Genomic DNA, 20,629 nt, shown 5'->3' on the forward strand with positions numbered 1-20,629 from the left:
TGGCATTGCACAACCCCAATCGCTCTTCTTGTTTCGTCATATATTTTATGGAAAGCTGCTCGGTTATATCACAGAAAAATTATTTTGGAATGAACTTTCCATACCTATCTATATACCCATCTTCATTGCCACGAATAGCCTCAAAATAAGGATATTCATCTCGCAAAGAAATATCATCATACTCAAAAGGAGCGATGATAGTATCCTTTCCATCGGGAAGTATCAGTCCCATCTTGTCCCCTTTTTGCACAATTACAGGCATAGTCATGAGGTCATCAACATAAACATAACACGTACGAACAAAATCATATATGGGGTGAACCATGATTTCTCCCTGATAATTCTTGAGACCAAATTTGCCTTGCTCCTCAATTACCTCATGATACCGAATGTATTTACTCTTCACACGCTCCAAATAAAACGCCATTTTACGTTCATCATGCATCAATGTGAGCAAATAGCTGAATGTATCACAGTAATTAGCCATGGCACGTGCCACCACTATTTGCCAGTCTAACCCGCTCAACACCTTGCGGTTTAAGTCAATATAACGAGCAATGGCTTCTTCTTTTTGCGGAATAGTCAGCGTAGACAAATTTGCTTCAAACTTTTCCATCATGGTCTTTGAGCCAGACATTGCTTTGATATAGCGGTGTATCTGGCGTGACATCTCATCACAAACAAACTTATCTATTTGTCGCAACTCAATGCTGTCTACGTATTTATCTGATAAATTATCTTGTGTTTTCTTTTCCATGGTTTGCTCTCCTTTCGGTCCAAAGATACTCAAAAAAAATAAATTGTACCACGAATGTCATATTATTTTGGTTTTTTTGAGCAGATAATCACTAACTTTGCAATCTATAAATGTGAACATTTAACAGGTGTCATTCCGAAAAATGGTATATGTTCATTGAACGAAAACTCATATTATCAAAGTTATGAAGAAAATATTAATCAGTTGTGTTTTATGTTTATGTGCCTTAATTACTCAGGCACAAGTAGAAAGACCCAAATTAGTTATCGGATTAGCAGTAGACCAAATGCGATGGGACTACCTGTATTATTATTACAATGAATTTGGAGAAGGCGGCTTCAAAAGACTTCTCAACGAAGGTTTCAGCTGTGAGAAAACGCTTATCAACTACACACCAACGGTCACAGCTATTGGACATACAAGCATTTATACAGGAAGTGTTCCCGCACTTCACGGTATTGCAGGCAACAATTTCAGACTGAATGGACAACCCGTGTATTGTTGTTTTGATAAAAATGTCAAGAGTGTGGGAAGCAATAATAGTGCAGGGCAGATGTCACCTCATAATCTACTTGCCACAACAATAGGCGACCAGCTAAGGATTGCCACCAACTATCAATCAAAAGTGATTGGCATTGCATTAAAAGATCGCGCTGCAATACTTCCAGCAGGACACGCTGCGAATGCTGCCTATTGGTGGGACAAGAAAGCTGGACACTTTGTTACAAGCTCGTTTTATATGGATAAGTTGCCTAAATGGGTGACCAAATTCAACAAAGACAATCAGACAGAACCAGGATTCGATATGCTTGCCGACACGAAAGGAATTACCATGACCTTTAAGATGGCAGAAGCTGCACTCCAAAACGAACAGCTTGGCAAGGGAAATACTACGGATATGTTATGCGTTAGTGTGTCCCCAACGGATATTATCAGTCATATTTATGGCACTCGACGCCCTGAAGTAAAGGCTGCTTATCTGCAATTAGACAAAGAATTGGCACAATTTCTAAAGACATTAGATGCACAAGTTGGTCGTGGCAACTATCTTCTTTTCTTATCTGCTGACCATGGTGGTGCTCACAACCCTAATGAGATGAAGGCTCAGCGCATACCAGCAGGTGGATACGATGCAAATGCCACCATGGATAAGTTAAACGCTCATTTACAACAAAAGTTTGGCGTAGACAGCTTATTTAATTGGTTTTACGCTTATTCCCTGCACATTAACCAAGGAGCTATTGCAAAAGCAAATCTTCAAATTGACAAAGTTAAGCAAGAAGCTGTCAACTTTTTAAGCAAAGATCCACAATTCGCATTTGTTGTAGATATGCAAAATTTGAATGCGACCACTTTGCCTTCCAAACTAAAAGAACAATTAGCAAACGGTTATCATCTTCATCGTAGCGGAGACATTCAAGTTGTTTGCAACCCAAACGTAGTGGCTGCTAAGGTAGATGAGAAGTACATTGGCACCACACACAGTGCTTGGAATCCATACGATGCACACATTCCTCTCATCTTTATGGGCTGGAAAGTTGAACATGGACAAACAGCAGAGACTACACACATTGTAGATATAGCCCCCACAGTCTGCTCCATGCTCCACATACAAGAGCCGAATGCTTGCATTGGAGAGGCGATTGAAGAAGTTGCCGACAATGATTAAAGCTTTGTAAAGGATGATAGTGCGTTACATAAAACGCCACATTAGCACCATTATAGCAAAAGGCTTGATAAGGAAATCCTTGTCAAGCCTTTTGCTGTAAGTGTTTATCTCTCCACGAAAGGAAAAGGGATTGAGAACAAAGGTAGGGTTAGTACCTGAAAGAACTACCACCTAAAAACTCCCGAATAAGACTTGTAGGAGGCAAATCTCTGTGAGAAATCGGTTTGATGTACGCTAAGAACTTCCGCAATCTGTAAGCCTCCGCATATTCTTCGCAATTCTCTGGCACCTGCTCTAACAATGGGACAGCTTGCGACTTGATGACGGCAAGCTCGTAAAGCATGGCAGTATTAAACATGATGTCCGCATTCTCTTGATAAGGAAAAATCCATTTTGTCTCGCCAGCTCTTACACTTGGCCATCGTTTAATGGTCTCTTGCGCACTCACGCCACGATATTTATTATCCCGAATGATACGCCTCAACAACCGATTGTCTGTGGTTGGAATATAATTATGGTCATCTAAAAGAATCGTTGTCAATGCAGATATATATACTTTAAACTTCTGTTCGTCGGGAATTTGAGCGGTCAATTCAGGATTCAAAGCATGGATTCCCTCAACCACCAGTACCTGTCGCTCCTCCAAACGCATTTTCTTTCCACTCTTTTCGCTTTTTCCTGTCAGGAAATTATATTTGGGTAATTCCACTTCATCTCCACGGAAAAGCGCACTAAACTGCTCGTTGATGAGTTGAAGATCCAAAGCATAGAGACTTTCATAATCAAAATTTCCATTGCTGTCTAACGGTGTTCGATGACGATCTACAAAATAGTCGTCAAGCGAAATCTGCACAGGACGAATGCCATTGGCTAATAATTGGATGCTCAATCGCTTGCAGAATGTTGTCTTCCCTGAAGAAGAAGGACCAGCGATGAGCACCATTCGAACATCTGGATGCATGGCAATGCGGTCAGCTATCTGTGAGATTTTCTTTTCCTGGAGTGCCTCACTGATGTTTATCATATCGGTAGCATGTCCCTGTTGCACAGCTTCGTTAAAATCGCCAACGGTACTTACCCCTAATATGTGCTGTCTTCGATGCTGCTCCAAGAATACTTCAAACATTTTGTCTTGTCGTATCAATTCGCCTAACTTTGCTGGGTTTTCTTTAGAAGGAATACGCAGCAACAGTCCCTCGTAATATTTTTCCAGTCCAAAGAGATAGATGTCTCCCGTGTTTGGCAATAAGGAACCATAATAATAGTCCACATAATCATCAATCTGATGATACACTGTGTACAACGAGCCGATGCTCCGCAACAGTTTCACCTTAGCCTCATCCCCTTTTTGTTCAAACATCTCGATGGCATCTTCTGTAGGAACTTGATAGCGCACAATGGGGATTTTAGCATCAATAATCTGTTGCATGCGCTCACGTACACGCACAGCATCCTCTTCACTCACCTCATGTCCTACCTTTAGATTAATGTAATAACCATTCGATACAGGGATATCAATCACTACTTCCGACCCTGGATATAAGTCGTGTACAGCCTTACAAAGTATAAAAAACAAAGTTCGCGTATAGTTACGTTGTGCAGAACTACTGTGCATATCCAAGAACTCAACATCCTTGTTATGATATAGACACAAGTTCATCCCGCAAACTTTATTATTCACCTTTGCACAGATGGGTCCAAAGGGCATTTCTAATTTAAATTCATCAAAAACTTCAGAAAGTGTGCTTCCGATGGCTACATCTTTAATTTTTTTATTATTTTTGCAACGTATATGCAGCATCTGTTTCATTTGGTCTACTGATTTAAGTTCGTGAAAGTTATACGATGTAAAGTTAATCATTTTTCTCGAAGTACAAAAATATATCGCATTACAATACAATTATGATGACAACGAGTGAGTACTTAGCTATTTTTTTTAAGATTATTGGTTCTCTATCCCTGCTCATTTATGGCATGAAAGTCATGAGTGAGGCATTACAAAAAATGGCGGGCGCACAGTTACGTCACATCTTAGGAGCCATGACCACCAATCGATTCACTGGAATGCTCACTGGAACATTCATTACCTGTGCCGTTCAGTCGTCTTCGGCTACCACGGTCATGACGGTTTCGTTTGTAAATGCAGGCTTGCTCACCTTGGCACAAGCTATATCAGTCATCATGGGTGCGAATATTGGTACCACGCTCACCGCATGGATTATGTCGTTGGGCTACTCCGTAGACTTGACAAGTTTTGTGTTTCCTGCCTTTTTGGTCGGCATTATCCTCATCTACAGCCGTAAGATGCGCTATATAGGTGATTTCCTCTTCGGACTTTCCTTCATGTTTTTCAGTCTTGTACTACTTAGTGTCGCTGGGAAAGAACTACAATTAGAGAACAATCCAGCAATCATCGATTTCTTCAAGTCGTTTGATGTAGATTCCTATCTTACCATTCTTTCCTTTTTATTGATTGGTACTGTTATTACCTGTTTAGTCCAATCTTCTGCTGCCGTCATGGCGATTACCATCTTATTATGCTCCACTGGCGTACTACCGATTTATCTCGGAATAGCCTTGGTGATGGGTGAAAACATTGGTACTACAGCCACTGCCAACCTTGCAGCCTTAGGGGCAAACACACAAGCTCGGCGTACAGCCTTGGCACATTTGGTGTTTAATGTCCTCGGAGTGATTTGGGTACTTTGTGTTTTCTATCCTTTTGTAAATGGCGTTTGTAGTCTTGTTCATTACGATCCCACCAATCATGTCCTGACACAAGAGCAATTAGCCGTGAAACTTCCTATTGTTTTGGCTGCTTTTCACACCTCTTTTAATGTGTTGAACACCTCTGTTCTCATTTGGTTCATTCCACAAATTGAGAAATTAGTATGTGCAATGATTAAACCAAGCAAAAAAGATGATGAAGAAGACTTCCGCTTACGCTTCATTCAGATGGGCATTATGAAGACTCCAGAGCTATCTGTTTTGGAAGCACATAAAGAGATTCAATCCTTTGCCGAACGTATCCAGCGCATGTTCAACATGGTCAGAGAGTTGTTAGGAATAGAGGATGAAAACAAGTTTGCAAAACTTTTTGACAGAATAGAGAAGTATGAGGGCATCAGTGACAACATGGAAATAGAGATTGCCAACTATTTAGATCAGATTGGAACGGCACATCTCAGCGATGACACCAAGTTGAAAATCCGTTCCATGCTGCGACAAATTACCGAGATAGAAAGCATCGGGGACAGCTGTTACAATATTGCTCGTTCATTGAAACGTAAACGTGCAGGTAAAGAAGAGTTCACGGAGAAACAATATGAGCAGATGCATCAGATGTTTGAGTTGACAGATGACGCACTTACTCAAATGAATGTGTTGTTATCTGGGCGCAAATCTAACCTTGACGTCAATCGCTCTTTCAATATCGAAACCGAGATTAACAACTATCGCAATCAACTCAAAACAAAAAATATCACAGATATCAATAACCACCTATACACTTATGCTATTGGTACTATCTACATGGATATTATCCAAGAATGCGAAAAACTCGGTGACTATGTCGTGAACGTGGTTGAAGCGCGCATGGGTATTCGCCAGCACAATGTGTAGTGATTCAAGGCACCTTAGCTGTCGAATACTCGTAAAAGCCAAAACTACAAGTTGAAAGTGAAACTTTAATCCTTGATTTCTCCCATCTCCGCCCATATTTTCAAAAAGCGTTGATGGTCTACTTTCTTTTCACAATTCACTTTCACACCAGCGTCTTCCAGCCATGCATAAGCCTCTTGACTCATCACATCGGCATAGACTTCTACCACGCCCCCTTCGGTCATGGCACGTGCGGCTGTTTTTCCTACCGCCTTCACAGCTATCTTAGATTTTAAGAGAGATTCGGGTGCATCGTTCAAAAGGTGGTAGAGCGTCCGAACCCCACGCCCCTTAAAAGTGCGAATATTCCCCTCGTGTAGCAACACCATTGAGCAATCCTCGGTGTGTAACATATCAATTAATTCACTCATCATAAGCATTCCCCCTCCTGTTGATTGAACTCTTGAGTCGTGTAATGAAGTTTCTTTGTCTACATCATTATGATGTCTATCGCAAATATACGAATTATTTTGGAGAACATCAAACTTTTCACCGTTATTTAAGGCTGGTTCTATAAATTACCACCACACATAGTCATCAAATGTTTATGAAATACGTTTTGTTATCTTTTGGCTTCTTTTTGGTTCAAAATGTAAGTTCGTTCAGTCGTGTAGCTCGCTACACTCCTTCACTCTCTTGCATTTTGGCCTCAAAAATAAACTCAAAATCTAACAAAGCTAATTTATAGAACCAGCCTTAACAGACTGTTTTGGTAAGGAAAACAGTCTGTTTTGCGCTCCAAAATAGACTGTTTTACCGAACTCATGCGTATCTTTAAGCAGACGAGAGGATGCAATTAGATTGTACACCTCATCGTTTGTCCCACTTCCACTCGCCCACAAGAAGCGGCTAATCCAATATCCGAAGCAAGTCTTTCATCCCCTCGCTCGCCCCTTTTTGAATGTGTTCGAGGCGAGCAATACCACTGGTTCCGACATGATCGGGATCAATTAAATAAATTGGACAACCTGATTTTGTATATCTCACCAATCCAGCAGCAGGATAAACATTAAGAGAGGTTCCTATGATGACAAAGATATCAGCTTGTTGAACATACTGTGCAGCTACAGAAATCATGGGCACACTCTCACCAAAGAAAACGATGAAAGGACGCAAAAGAGAACCGTCATCGGCTTTTGCACCGGGAGTAACCTCCGCATTTTCTTTCGTAAGTTCGCGAATGTAAGCCTCATTATAAGGCTCACGACTGGAGCAGACCTTTGTCAATTCACCATGTAGATGAACAACCCGTGACGAACCAGCTCGTTCATGCAGATTGTCGACATTCTGTGTGATAACAGTTACATCATACTTCTCTTCCAACTGTTGTATCAATCGATGCCCTTCGTTGGGCTGAGCATCATACAGCTTTTTACGAAGCATGTTGTAAAAGTTAGTTACCAGCGTAGGATTGGCTTCCCAACCTTCATGAGAAGCCACCTGCTCTACAGGATAATTCTCCCAAAGTCCATCACTACCTCGAAAGGTCTTAAACCCACTCTCCACTGACATTCCAGCGCCTGTTAAAAACACTATCTTTTTCATGATTATATTGTTGTCTATAAATTTATTTTCCCAAAAATAGACATTATTGTGCCATTTCATCATCATAAAAGTAAACCGACCGAACACAAACAAGTTTACTTAGTTTGTTGAGGCGCAGTTTAATTTTTACAAAAATAGTATTTTTTTGATAAATAAATCCCGTCTATGATAGTTTTTTGTTATCTTTGTCCCTGTTTTAAAACAATACATACCAACTATAATTAATTGAATATGGACAAAGTAAGTTACGCTTTGGGGCTCGGTATCGGTCAACAGTTATCTGATATGGGTGCCAAGGGGCTTAATATAGACGATTTTTCACAAGCCATTAAGGATGTAATCGCAGGTACAAAACCACAAATTAGCAACGAGGAAGCACAAACCTTGGTACAAACTTTCTTCCAAGAACAAGAGGCCAAGCAGCGTGCGGCTGCCGCAGAAAAAGGAAAAGTAGCCATGACAGAAGGACAAAACTTCCTTAACGAAAATGCAAAAAAAGAGGGAGTGATTACTTTACCATCAGGCTTACAATATCAAGTGCTTTCAGAAGGTACTGGTAAAAAACCTAAAGCTACCGACCAAGTGAAATGTCATTACGAAGGAATGTTGGTAGACGGAACCCTTTTCGACAGTAGCATTCAGCGTGGAGAGCCAGCTACATTTGGGTTAAACCAAGTCATTGCAGGTTGGACAGAAGGCTTACAACTGATGAAAGAGGGTGCCAAATACCGCTTCTTCATTCCCTACCACTTAGGTTATGGCGAGCATGGTGCAGGTTCTTCTATTCCTCCTTTCGCAGCACTCATATTTGACGTAGAACTCATCGAAGTAATTTAATAAAACAATAAACAATGAAAAAACTAACTTTTGTAGCCGCTTTGGCTATTGCTGCTGCAACATTTACAGGTTGTGGCAATTCAACTCCTAAAGCAGATCTAAAGACCGATATTGACACCCTGAGCTATGCCATGGGTATGTCACAGACACAAGGTCTGAAAGACTTCTTGGTAGCTCGTATGAACATCGATACCACTTATATGGATCAGTTCATCAAAGGCTTAAACGAGGGTGCTAATGCAGGCGATGATAAAGCTCGCGCTGCTTATTATGCAGGTATCCAAATTGGACAACAGATTAGCAACCAAATGATTACTGGTATCAATCAAGAAGTATTTGGTAGTGACTCTACCAAGAGTATCTCCTTGAAAAACTTCATGGCTGGTTTCATTACAGGAACAACTGGCAAGAAGGGTTTGATGACCATTGAACAGGCTGGCGAGACAGCTCAAAAGAAGATGGTTGCCATTCGCAGCAAGATGATGGAAAAAGAATACGGCCCCAACAAGGCAGCTGGTGAGAAATTCCTTGCTGAAAACAAGAATAAGAAAGATGTAAAGACCTTACCAAGCGGTGTACAGTACAAAGTTATCAAAGCTGGTAACGGTGCAATGCCATCTGATACCTCTATGGTAAAGGTTCACTATGAAGGAAGAACCTTGGATGGGAAAGTGTTTGACAGCTCATACAAGAGTGGAAACCCTGTGACCTTGCGTGCCAATCAGGTCATCAAAGGCTGGACAGATGCACTCGTTCACATGCCAGTAGGTTCTGTTTGGGAAGTGTATATCCCTCAAGACTTAGCTTACGGAGAGCGTGAACAGGGACAGATTAAGCCATTCTCTGTACTCATCTTTAAGATTGAATTACTAAGCATAGAAAAATAAGTTGCTGTTCGCAACATTATCACATTTACAAAGGCTCACCCTGTATGTGCTGGTTTCTGATACAAATAGGAAACAGAGCAATTCATATAAGGTGAGTCTTTCTTAATTTTACCATTAAATTATGAAGAAAATCATTCTCTTTTCGCTATGCTTCTTAGCCATATCCATCAATTCATGGGGTACAACTGACAAAAAGAAGCATCAAAAAAAACAGACTAAAAGTACAGCACAAGCCATCTTAACCCCGCAAGATTCGTTGAGCTTTGCTACAGGTATGGCAGCAACCAACGGACTACTTCCTTTTTTACAACACGAGTATGGGGTTGATGAAGCACACATGAACGAGTTCTTAACCGCTTTTCAAGAAGCATTGGAGCAGGTAGATACGCCTGAGTTTAAGGCTCGTCATGCAGGTCAAGCCATCGCACGAATGGTAAAAAGCCGCATTCTTCCACAAACTACTGAGGCTTTCAAAGGAACTCCAGAAGAGATAAATACCAAAATCTTTGAACAAGGATTTATGGCAGGAATACAGAACGATACAACCATATACACTGTGAACCAAGCCTCTGAACTGTTCCGTGAGCGTGCAACTGCTGCCAAAGAGGCTAAAGAGAAAGCTTATAAGGATGCAAACACGGCATGGTTGAAAAATAATTCAACACAACCAGGCGTTAAGACAACCCAAAGTGGATTGCAATATAAAATCATCACTGCTGGAACAGGAGAAGTGCCACAGAAAGAAGATAAGGTAACGGTGAAGTACGAAGGCAAGACTATTGACGGAAAGATATTCGATAGTTCTTACCAACGCAATCCACAAACCACTTCGTTTCGCTGCGATCAGGTGATTAAAGGTTGGACAGAAGCCCTCTCTATGATGCCAGTAGGTAGTAAATGGGAATTGTATATTCCACAAGAATTGGCATATGGCGCTCGTCAAGCAGGACAGATACAGCCATATTCCACTTTGATTTTCACAGTAGAACTTATCAGTGTGGAAAAAACAACAAAGCCAGAAAGTAAGAAATAACTGTCTTTTTTCGTATTCGCCATACGCCCCAAAGGGTGTAACAACGCTGAATACAGACCATACATATGAACCTATTGTCCAAAAAGTATAAGTATTTTTGGCAATAGGTTTTTTACTTTTTACAACAATAGTTCCTACTTAAGGCTGGTTCTATAAATTAGCTTTGTTAGATTTTGAGCTTATTTTTGAGGTCAAAATGCAAGAGCGTGAAGGAGTGTAGCGAGCTACACGACTGAACAATCTTGCATTTTGAGCCAAAAAGAAGCCAAAAGATAACAAAACGTATTTCATAAAATTTTAATGACTATATGCGGTGGTAATTTATAGAACCAGCCTTAATTCTTCTCATCCACAGGTTATAATGAGCGGTAAGTGTTATTTTTATAGACCATTTGTTGATTTTTTCAATTAAAATTCTTATTTTTGCTATCACATTAACTTAAACATAACAATAACAAATGGGAAAAGACTCAGAAAAAATTGATAATCTTGACAAGAAGATTTTAAGCATCTTGGCAAATAACGCACGCATGCCATTCAAAGATGTTGCAGCAGAATGTGGCGTTTCTCGTGCAGCTGTTCACCAACGTGTGCAACATCTCATAGAGAATGGAGTCATTACTGGTAGTAGTTTCAACGTGAACCCTAAGAGTTTAGGCTATTCTACATGCACCTATATTGGGCTCAATCTGGAACGTGGAAGCATGTACAAAAAGGTGGTTGAGCAACTCCAAGGAATCCCAGAGGTAGTAGAATGTCACTTTACCACAGGTTCTTACACGATGCTACTCAAGTTGTATGCTCGCGACAACGAACAGCTGATGGACTTACTCAACAATCACATACAGACGATTGCAGGTGTAATGAGTACCGAAACCTTGATTTCATTAGATCAAAGTATTAAACGTGAAGTTCCAGCTAACGTGGACGAACTATGATAGATTTCGATCTTCGTGCTGATTTAGACCGTATTCATTCATCTTTTCCACCCGCCAAGCACCGTCCCATCATTGGCATTACCACCAATTATGCCGATGGCGATGCTTCTATACGCGAACGTTACTACCAGCAAGTAACCGAGGCTGGAGGCACGCCATTGCTCATTCCACCGATAGAGAATGTCGATGTAATGATCAATACTCTTGAAAATATCGATGCGTTGATACTTTCGGGCGGGGCTGACCACAACCCTTTGTGGTTGGGTAAGGAGCCAGAAAAAGGATTGGGGCATATCAATGCCACCAGAGATTTACCTGAATTGCGGCTTGCTGTATTGGCTTATCATCGACAAATCCCAATGCTTGGCATTTGCAGAGGAATGCAAACGCTTGCCATTGCCTTGGGAGGAGAGGTGACACAAGACATCCACACGCAAATTAAACACGATCAGGATGCCGATAAAAACGAACCGACACACAGCATTTCGATTGAAAAAAACAGCACGCTCTATCATATCTATCCATCTGAAAAGCTATTTGTTAACTCTTTTCATCACCAAGCGGTAAGCAATACGGGAGACAGATTTGTTGCCACAGCTACTGCTCCAGACGGCATTATTGAAGCAATGGAGAGTACTGAATATAAATCTATCTTGGGCGTTCAGTGGCATCCAGAATGGCTGGAAAAGGCAGGTCTTCCTCTTTTCGAGTGGCTTGTCAAGCGTGCAACAGAATTTGCAACTGCCAAAACCCTACACCAACGCATCCTCACCCTCGATTCACACTGCGACACACCTATGTTTTTTCCGCAAGGCATACACTTTGAGCAGCGTGACAGTCGTATCCTTGTAGACCTGCACAAAATGTCTGAAGGTCACCAAGATGCTGTGACCATGGTGGCTTACCTGCCGCAAACCATGCCCGGAGAGACATTTGCAGACATCGCACCTTTTAAGGTTGAAGGTCCTAAGGCATACGCTGACCTTATCTTTGACAAGATAGAAGAAATAGTAAAATCAAACAACAAGTACCTTGCACTTGCTCGTCATCCTGAACAACTCTACGAAAACAAGCAGCAGGGGAAAAAGAGTATCGTGCTTGGCATTGAGAATGGCCTTGCCATAGAAAACGATATTCGTAACGTACAACATTTTGCGCAGCGGGGTATTACCTACATTACACTGTGTCACAATGGTGACAATGCCATCTGTGACAGTGCTCGCAAGAGCACGAACACGCATCACGGTGTGTCCGATTTTGGTGAGAAAGTGATTCAAGAAATGAACAATTGTGGCATTATGGTCGACCTCTCGCATGGTGGCGAACAGAGTTTTTACGATGCGATAGACATCAGTAAGTCGCCTATTGTATGCAGCCACAGCAACTGCAAGGCTCTCTGTGATGTCCCACGCAATCTCACCGATGACCAACTGCGTGCTATCGCCAAGGTGGGAGGTGTGGTACAGACGACTTTCTACCATGGATTTTTGCGCTCCGACAGCGTTAAAGCCAGCATCCTTGACGGTGTACGTCACTTGGAACATGCTATTGAAATCATGGGAATTGACCACGTTGGCATAGGAACTGACTTTGACGGAGACGGTGGGGTGTGCGGTATGGCTGATTCATCGTATATGATCAACTTCACTATTCAGTTGTTGCGTCGCCGTTACAGCGATGAAGATATTGCCAAGATATGGGGCGGCAACTGGCTCAGAGTCATGCGACAGGCACAAGAACTGAAAATAAAATAGACGCACAGGCTGGCACATCACAACGAATAACCAAGCATAGAAATGAAGAAAAAGAAAATAATCATGGGAGTAGGAACAGGAATCCTTTTGGCTGCTGTTGCTTTTTGGGGGTGGCATTCCACACAAGCAACTTCGACAGAAATAACAAATGAAATGGAAAGCGCCATGCACAACGAACCTGTTGGTCCTGCTTTTGAAGCCGATTCTGCATACCATTATATTGAAGCACAATGCAGTTTCGGGCCTCGCACCATGAACAGCGAAGCACACGAACAATGTGCGGAGTGGATTATTGAAAAGTTCAAGGCATTTGGTTGTCAAGTAAGTACTCAAAAAGCCGAACTGAAAGGCTACGATGGTACCTTGCTAAAGGCTACCAATATCATGGCACAATACAAACCAGAAGCACAAAAGCGCATCTTGCTATGCGCTCACTGGGACAGTAGACCATGGGCGGATAACGACCCAGATAGTACCAATTGGCACAAACCTGTAATGGCTGCTAACGACGGAGCCAGCGGAATAGCGGTGATGTTGGAGATAGCCCGACTACTTAGCAAAGACTCTACGCTGAATTACGGGATTGACTTCGTTTGCTTTGATGCTGAAGACTGGGGTACTCCGCAATGGGCAGAGCAACAGGACGGAGAAGATGCATGGGCATTGGGGGCACAGTATTGGTCGAAAAACCTCCCTGACAACTACCGACCCCTCTATGGCATTTTGTTGGATATGGTGGGGGGTCAAGGAGCAAAGTTCTACCAAGAATTGGCATCCAAACGATATGCGCCAGAGATTATAAATAAGGTGTGGTCGGCTGCAAGTGCTGCTGGCTATGGAAGTTATTTTATAAAACAAGATGGAGGTTATATTACCGACGACCATATCCCTTTGAACGAAAATGCCAAAATACCTACCATTGACATCATCCCCTATTATCCCGACTGTGCGCAAAGCAGCTTTGGTCCCACTTGGCACACCATCTACGACACGATAGAGCATATTGACAAGAATACGCTCAAGGCTGTAGGACAAACCATTATCCAAGTACTGTTTAGCGAAGAAAACTGAACTTCGACATGTGCTATCGACAAACAGCTTGAATAGGCGTTGTCATCAAGCCAATAAATCTCACAACCCATAAGAACCACTACATACGACTGGTGGTTCTTTTTGTTTGTCATTTGTAAAAAATATATTTAATATTTTTTATTAATTAAATACTCCAAAAAGCGCACTGCTTACGATAAAAAGCTATAAATTTGCTACCTGTTAACCTTTTGACTTTACATTTTTACAATGATTGTTCATTAATATTAACCAATAACCTTATCAAAAAATGTGTAACCTAATGACTATTGACGCTAAAGCAAGAAGCTTGTTGCTCGTCTGTGCCATTGCTTTACCATGTTTGGTCTTTGCTAATCATGGGCAGATGGTACTTCCAAAACAAACAATCGCAGCCTCTACCCAACAAAATGGAGTGAGAGGAAAGGTAGTAGACAAGGCAGGTGAGCCTCTCATAGGTGTAACTATTACCGAAGTAGGTACTGCTAACAAAACCATAAGCGATGCTGATGGTAATTTTACTCTCACGCTCAGCAAGAAAAACAATCGCATCACTTTGTCGTATGTCGGTTTTACCGACCAGACGGTAGTGGCTACTGACGGCATGATAGTCACCTTGCAACCACAGGAAACTGAACTTTCAGAAGTAGTAGTGGTAGGCTATGGAACTCAACGCAAAGAGAGTTTGACGGGTGCCATGGCTAACATTAAGAGTGAAAAGCTCAAAGATATCACATCTGCCTCTGTAGAAAACATGCTTAATGGAAAAGCTGCAGGAGTCTATGTTGCACCAGGAAGCGGTCGACCTGGGACTTCGGGAGCAATTGTGATACGTGGGCAAACCTCTATCAACGGTGCTACAGCCCCATTATGGGTCATCGATGGCATCATCGTTGGTAACAGTCCTGGAGAATTGAACCCTGCAGATATTGAGAGCTTAACTGTCTTGAAAGATGCTGCCTCAACAGCCATATATGGTTCGGAAGGTGCCAATGGTGTAATAGTTGTAACCACAAAAAAGGCTAAAAGTGGTCGAACAGCCTTCAATATCACAGCGAAAACAGGTATCAGCACGCTGAGTCGCGGTCACATGCAAATGATGGACGGTGCCGAGTTCTACGATTTCTACAAGTCGTTTGCCAATGTAGACCAAGTTAAGTTCAAGAGATGGACGCCAGACCTTAGAAACCAAAACTTCGATTGGTTTAAGTTGGCTACACAAACAGGCTTCACACAAGACTACAACCTGACTGTTTCAGGTGGAGATGATAAGTTGAAATCATTTTTCTCCTTAGGGTATTACAATGAAGAGGGTGCGATAAAAGGCTACGATTACGATCGATATTCGGCTCGTATGAGCCTGTCGTACCAGCCAGCTCGTTGGCTTAGCATCACACCTTCGTTCAGTGGCTCGCTTCGCAACGTTTCCGACAAGCAACACGATGTAGGCTCAATGTTCTACATGATGCCTTGGGATAGTCCTTATGACGAGCAAGGAAACTTGGTACCTAACCAATATTCGGGTTGGGTAAACAGCAAGGGAACCAACTATCTATACGATTTACAGTGGAACCACAACGAAGAGAAACAATACGAAGTGGTAGGTGGATTGGATTTCAAGGTAGATTTTACCGATTGGTTGTCGTTCACATCGTCTAACAACTATCGCTATAGTAACCTTGAAAATCATGGATACTACGACCCACGTTCGAGCGCAGCAGGAGGAGATACACATGGACGTATCACTGAATGGAGAGAAAGTTGGGTTCGCAGATACTCCAGCCAAATCTTAAGATTTGAAAAAATGTTTGAGGCACATCGTGTTTCCGGTATGCTCGCATACGAGTTCAACGACTACGAGCATAATTATATTGACGCATACGGTACAGGATTTGTACAAGGGTTTGAATCTCTCAGCACAACCTCTAAGCCTGAAAAACTGAAAGGCGCACCAACAGCATGGGCAAAGCAGTCTTTGTTCACACAATGGAAGTATTCATACGATGACAAGTTGTTTGCAGAACTTTCGCTGCGTCGCGACGGTAGATCCAATTTCGGTATCAACAATCGCTATGGCAACTTCTTCTCCGTCAGTGGAGCGTGGAGTATTAACCGCGAAAAATGGTTCACATTAGAATGTGTGGACTTGCTGAAGCTGCGTGCATCTTACGGTTCTGTTGGTAACGTTCCAATTGAGTTGTATCCCTCTTATTCGCTTTACTCGGTAGGTGTAAACTACGATAGTATGCCTGGTGCACTCATTAGTCAGGTTGGAAACCCCAATCTTACATGGGAAAAGACATTCACCTCAGGCATTGGCGTAGACTTGTCGCTTTTCAAAAACCGTATTCGCCTGACGTTAGACGGATATGTTAAGAATACCAGCAACATTCTCTACAAGGTACCCGTCACTGGATTGACTGGCGTGACCAGCATTTGGAAGAACATAGGTAAGATGCGCAATACAGGAGTAGAGCTAACCTTAGGTGGTGACATCATCAGAACCAAAGATCTTACATGGGCTGTTGACTTGAACCTTACACACAACGCCAACGAATTGCGTGACCTTTACAAACAGTTGGATAAGAACGGTAACTACATTGTAAAGCCTGTTTTGATTAGCGATGGAACAACCATTGCTGGTACAGCACAGCGTATTTTGGAAATTGGAGAGCCTGTTGATACATATTATATGAAAGAGTGGGCAGGCGTAAACAAGGAAGACGGACGCCCTATGTGGTACACTACAGACAAAAACGGCAATAAGGTAACCACCTCGAACTATGCCAAGGCATCGGATTTCAAATGCGGTAAAGCCTCGCCCGACTTATTCGGAAGCGTCTCAACAGCTCTTTCTTATAAGAACTTTGACTTGCATGCCAACTTTGGTTATTCCATTGGAGGACAGATATACAGCTACTATCGACAAGAATTCGACTCGGATGGAGCATACGCTGGCGACCGCAATCAGATGAAATTACAAAGCGGATGGACACGTTGGCAAAAGCCCAACGATGAAGCTACGCACCCAAGAGCCTTGTACAACAACCAAGATAAAGGTAACCAAGCTTCATCTCGATATCTTGAGAGTAGCGACTACTTAAAGTTGCGCTCACTCACATTAGGTTATAATGTAGACATGAACCGCTTTGGCATTAAGAATATGCGCATATCACTAACGGGAGAAAACCTATTTACCATTACCAATTATTCTGGAGTAGATCCTGAATTACCTGCAGGAACTAACGACAAGGGTGTACTGAGCGTGATGAATACTGGAGGAACCTATGTATATCCCATGGTACGGAAATTTATGCTGGGACTTAATCTAACATTCTAAAGACACTTATCTACAATGAAAAAAATATGGATTATATGGCTGGCAGCCATTTCACTGACAGCTTGCGACCTCGAAAGGTTGCCTGCAACACAGATGCAGTCTAAACAAGTAGAAGAAAATCCGAGTGAAAATCTCGACGCCTTAGTAACAGGCATGTACGCACAACTCAAGTCGTGGTCAGACCCCATGCACAGGTGTGGCGAATATGCGGGCGACAACATGATGATACGTGGTTCTTCTACAGATGCTTTCTTTGAGTTTATTTCCTTCTCAAGAACCCCCAACAACTACCGCTTGCAAAGCTTCTGGGATCAGGGATACAAAGCCATAGCACAGGCTTCGAATATCCTCAAAATGGTAAAGGAAGGACAAGGAAAAGAGATAGACAACCAGTTAGGGGAATGTTATTTCGTGCGAGGCATGATGTACTTCTATCTTTGTCGCGCATACGGTAGACCTTATTATCAAGCACCCGACAAGAATTTGGGCGTTCCCATCGTCAACGGTACACCCGATGACGTATTAGAAAACCTTCATCTTGACAACCGTGCCACTGTAAAGGCTACCTATGAACAAGCTATCAATGACCTGAAACAAGCCGAAAAGCTAATGACTATTGACAAAGGTCCTGCCTATGCATCAAAGGAAGCAGCGCAAGCGTTACTGTCGAGGGTTTATCTCTATATGAGCGGTACCTATGAAAACCCAAACCGAGAGTATGCCAAGTTGGCGGTAGAATACGCTGATAAGGTCATCAACTCAAAGAAGTACCAACTGCTGTCACGCGATAATTTTATGAAATATAACACCTTTGCACCAGAAAATAACAAGGAGTCTATCTTTGTAGTTAAGCGAGTAGCATCTGAATTCTCTGGCTACGACCACTATTACGGCATTGGTGGAATGTACGCCAACATAGGTGGAATGGGTTGGGGTGAAATGTATGCCAGTGCCAAATATATTGACCTGCTCAACGAAACAGGTCGAAATGACTGGCGTCCTGGTCACTCTCGCATCATAGATGCACGCGCCGCCTTCATTGAGCCTACCTACGGGGATAAGAAGACTGAAGTTTTTCGGTTTGTTTACCAAAACGAGAAAGGCGATCGCAACTATGCGCAGTTTGATATTCAGCGTAATGGAAAAGATGTAAAATGTATTGAAAAGACTGAAAAGGAGAGCACAATCACTTATGACCTGAAGCCAATAGACGAGCAACAGGAAACGTATAAGATTGTGTATCACGGAAAAGAATATGCTGGTATGATTGATTATTACATCAATCTAAATCGTGCCTACCCTCAATTCTACATCGTGAAATGTTCACGTGAGGGTGAAGATTCACACCTTCATTCACCTATCATCAGTCGACTGGGCGAAATATACTTGAATCGAGCTGAAGCTTATGCGAAGTTAGGGGAATACGAAAAGGCACGCATTGACCTTAACACCATTAGAGAACGTTCTATACCTAATGCTGGGTATCCATCGCTTGATGCTTCGAATGCTGGTATGAGAATAGACAAAGAACGGCAGTTAGAACTGGCCTTCCAAGCCGAACGCAGCTATGACGTGTTCAGAAACGGAAAATCCTTGACGCGCCATTACCCTGGACCACATCGACAACAGGAAGACATTCCCGCTACCGACTACAGAGTAACCTATTACATACCACAAAAGGCGATTAACGCATATCCTGGTACACTGACCCAAAACCCTACGGACAATAGTGGTGTAGTGCTGAAATAATCGATACATGTAAATGCTACAACCTTCTTAAATAGGATAAGCTCATTAGAGAAATTCGATAATGGGCTTATCCCTTGTGTTTTCGCTTTCAATAGTCCTTGCTTCTATTATAGGGAAATTCAGCTAATTCCCTATGTACCTACAATATTCTTTTTTGCGCTTTTTGTCAACATTTCTGACACTTTTTAGGGGTCTCCAAAAATGCTAAAATAGAAAAGAATAGACGGTTTTTTGTCAAGTTTTAAGCCTTATAAACAGCAAAAATATGTCTTCACGGACTTAAAGCATGCAAATAACGCTCCTAACATAAAGAGTTAAGGACACTAACCCATGCGAATAAGCACCTTATCCCATTACTTTTGTGGCGTTATCTCATTGCTTTATCAGCACACTTTTGCACACTTTTTTCATACACTATTGTGTATCAGGAAGATAGAAACTTTGTCAAAACTCGCGTATTTGCAAGCAATCTATAAGTTGGTGAAAAATACGAGGAATATGAGAGGGGTCGTGTAAAGATATTTCAGCATTCAGAGAAAGCAAAAATATCGTGCAAACTGAAAGCGTAGAGGGATGAAATATCGTGAGAAAAATGAACTATAAAGCACTGCGTTCTTCACAAAAAATCTGATACAAGTTGATAGTCGCCCTCGTTTTTATCAAATCTTTAGAGCCAAAAATGAACATTACAGTTGCCCCGCCTCCACTTGCAACACAATGCGTTCGGTGAGACGATCTACGCCCTCGGCATCGTATTTCTTGGTAAGACTTGCTCCGAAAGCCCAGGCAAATGCCTGCCAAAAGCCAGCGCGAATAGGTCCCATAAACGCTTGTATCAGCTGATAAGAAGACGAGTCACACTCACGATACACCAACTTGATGAGCAGTTTGCCTTGTTGGTAACTGAGTTTTTTCATGCGTGGCGTGTACTGCTCCTTGATACCCTGTTCCACTCGCTTCATATGTTCGTCTCTTGCCTTCTTGTTGGGCAATGTCTGAAGGTAGTCACCTGTCTCGATAATGATGCGATTTACTTCCTTGGCAATGGGCAATACCTTCTTGATATTGCGCACCAATCTGTTATATGCCATGCGTTGCTGTGCACTCTTGAACACTGGTTGCGGATACACATAGATATTATTAAACTCCATGTATTGAATAGAGTCACGCCCACGGAGCACTTTTCCTACCTTGACCATCGGTTCAAAAGTTGGGCTATCCATATCTACCTCACGCTCTTCGGGGTGAAGGGGCGTACTTGGAAGTGGATTCTGTGCACGTGCTTGCAAAGCTGCCAACAACATGACTATCAATATAACCGTGATGTTTCTATTCATAAAGCACAGCAAATGTAATGATAATTTCGGACTGCAAGAAATAATTTTATTTTTA

The 20,629-nt window shown here is 42.1% G+C and carries 15 protein-coding genes; 10 read left to right on the plus strand and 5 right to left on the minus strand.

Annotation, left to right across the window (positions count from 1 at the left end):
* Positions 1–79 precede the first annotated feature (79 nt).
* Positions 80–757, minus strand: a complete 678-nt coding sequence (locus DEM91_RS02305) for a hypothetical protein (protein WP_249857847.1) — start codon at positions 755–757, stop codon at positions 80–82.
* A gap of 184 nt (positions 758–941) precedes the next feature.
* On the opposite strand from DEM91_RS02305, the gene DEM91_RS02310 reads away from it, so the two are divergent.
* Complete coding sequence (locus tag DEM91_RS02310; protein ID WP_249857848.1) at positions 942–2,426, plus strand: alkaline phosphatase family protein; 1,485 nt, start codon at positions 942–944, stop codon at positions 2,424–2,426.
* A gap of 148 nt (positions 2,427–2,574) precedes the next feature.
* Here the strand turns inward: DEM91_RS02310 and DEM91_RS02315 are convergent, their stop codons facing one another.
* Positions 2,575–4,236, minus strand: coding sequence for a nucleoside kinase (locus tag DEM91_RS02315; protein WP_249857875.1), 1,662 nt, complete (start codon positions 4,234–4,236; stop codon positions 2,575–2,577).
* Between the two features lie 95 nt (positions 4,237–4,331).
* Between DEM91_RS02315 and DEM91_RS02320 the strand changes: the two genes are divergently transcribed.
* A complete protein-coding gene (locus tag DEM91_RS02320) occupies positions 4,332–6,047 on the plus strand; it encodes a Na/Pi cotransporter family protein (protein ID WP_249857876.1) in 1,716 nt (571 codons plus the stop codon).
* Positions 6,048–6,112: 65 nt separating this feature from the next.
* Here DEM91_RS02320 and DEM91_RS02325 read toward each other — a convergent pair whose 3' ends face one another.
* Together DEM91_RS02325 and DEM91_RS02330 are read right to left on the minus strand one after the other, a co-directional pair.
* Complete coding sequence (locus tag DEM91_RS02325; RefSeq protein WP_036893210.1) at positions 6,113–6,466, minus strand: DUF1893 domain-containing protein; 354 nt, start codon at positions 6,464–6,466, stop codon at positions 6,113–6,115.
* A gap of 469 nt (positions 6,467–6,935) precedes the next feature.
* Entirely contained in the window at positions 6,936–7,631 is a 696-nt protein-coding gene (locus DEM91_RS02330) for an SIR2 family NAD-dependent protein deacylase (RefSeq protein WP_249857849.1), read from the minus strand.
* 231 nt (positions 7,632–7,862) lie between these two features.
* Here DEM91_RS02330 and DEM91_RS02335 point away from each other — a divergent pair, with 231 nt between their 5' ends.
* The 8 genes from DEM91_RS02335 (at position 7,863) to DEM91_RS02370 (ending at position 19,237) form a co-directional block, all read left to right on the plus strand.
* Positions 7,863–8,468, plus strand: coding sequence for an FKBP-type peptidyl-prolyl cis-trans isomerase (locus DEM91_RS02335; RefSeq protein WP_249857850.1), 606 nt, complete (start codon positions 7,863–7,865; stop codon positions 8,466–8,468).
* A 14-nt stretch (positions 8,469–8,482) separates the two neighbouring features.
* Positions 8,483–9,355, plus strand: a complete 873-nt coding sequence (locus DEM91_RS02340; protein ID WP_249857851.1) for an FKBP-type peptidyl-prolyl cis-trans isomerase — start codon at positions 8,483–8,485, stop codon at positions 9,353–9,355.
* A 121-nt stretch (positions 9,356–9,476) separates the two neighbouring features.
* Positions 9,477–10,388 carry an FKBP-type peptidyl-prolyl cis-trans isomerase gene (locus tag DEM91_RS02345; RefSeq protein ID WP_036925658.1) on the plus strand — a complete coding sequence of 304 codons (912 nt, stop codon included), beginning with the start codon at positions 9,477–9,479 and terminating at the stop codon, positions 10,386–10,388.
* A gap of 458 nt (positions 10,389–10,846) precedes the next feature.
* Positions 10,847–11,326, plus strand: a complete 480-nt coding sequence (locus DEM91_RS02350) for an Lrp/AsnC family transcriptional regulator (RefSeq protein ID WP_249857852.1) — start codon at positions 10,847–10,849, stop codon at positions 11,324–11,326.
* Positions 11,323–13,080, plus strand: coding sequence for a membrane dipeptidase (locus DEM91_RS02355; protein ID WP_249857853.1), 1,758 nt, complete (start codon positions 11,323–11,325; stop codon positions 13,078–13,080). The genes DEM91_RS02350 and DEM91_RS02355 overlap by 4 nt, the downstream gene beginning before the upstream one ends.
* A gap of 42 nt (positions 13,081–13,122) precedes the next feature.
* Entirely contained in the window at positions 13,123–14,151 is a 1,029-nt protein-coding gene (locus tag DEM91_RS02360) for a M28 family peptidase (RefSeq protein ID WP_249857854.1), read from the plus strand.
* Positions 14,152–14,431: 280 nt separating this feature from the next.
* Entirely contained in the window at positions 14,432–17,488 is a 3,057-nt protein-coding gene (locus DEM91_RS02365; RefSeq protein ID WP_249857855.1) for a SusC/RagA family TonB-linked outer membrane protein, read from the plus strand.
* Positions 17,489–17,503: 15 nt separating this feature from the next.
* Positions 17,504–19,237 carry a RagB/SusD family nutrient uptake outer membrane protein gene (locus DEM91_RS02370; protein WP_249857856.1) on the plus strand — a complete coding sequence of 578 codons (1,734 nt, stop codon included), beginning with the start codon at positions 17,504–17,506 and terminating at the stop codon, positions 19,235–19,237.
* A gap of 686 nt (positions 19,238–19,923) precedes the next feature.
* Here DEM91_RS02370 and DEM91_RS02375 read toward each other — a convergent pair.
* Complete coding sequence (locus tag DEM91_RS02375; protein WP_249857877.1) at positions 19,924–20,541, minus strand: DUF4294 domain-containing protein; 618 nt, start codon at positions 20,539–20,541, stop codon at positions 19,924–19,926.
* Positions 20,542–20,629: the final 88 nt, after the last annotated feature.

This window comes from Prevotella sp. TCVGH (genome assembly GCF_023522295.1).
In the GTDB taxonomy this organism is placed as follows: Bacteria; Bacteroidota; Bacteroidia; order Bacteroidales; family Bacteroidaceae; genus Prevotella; species Prevotella timonensis.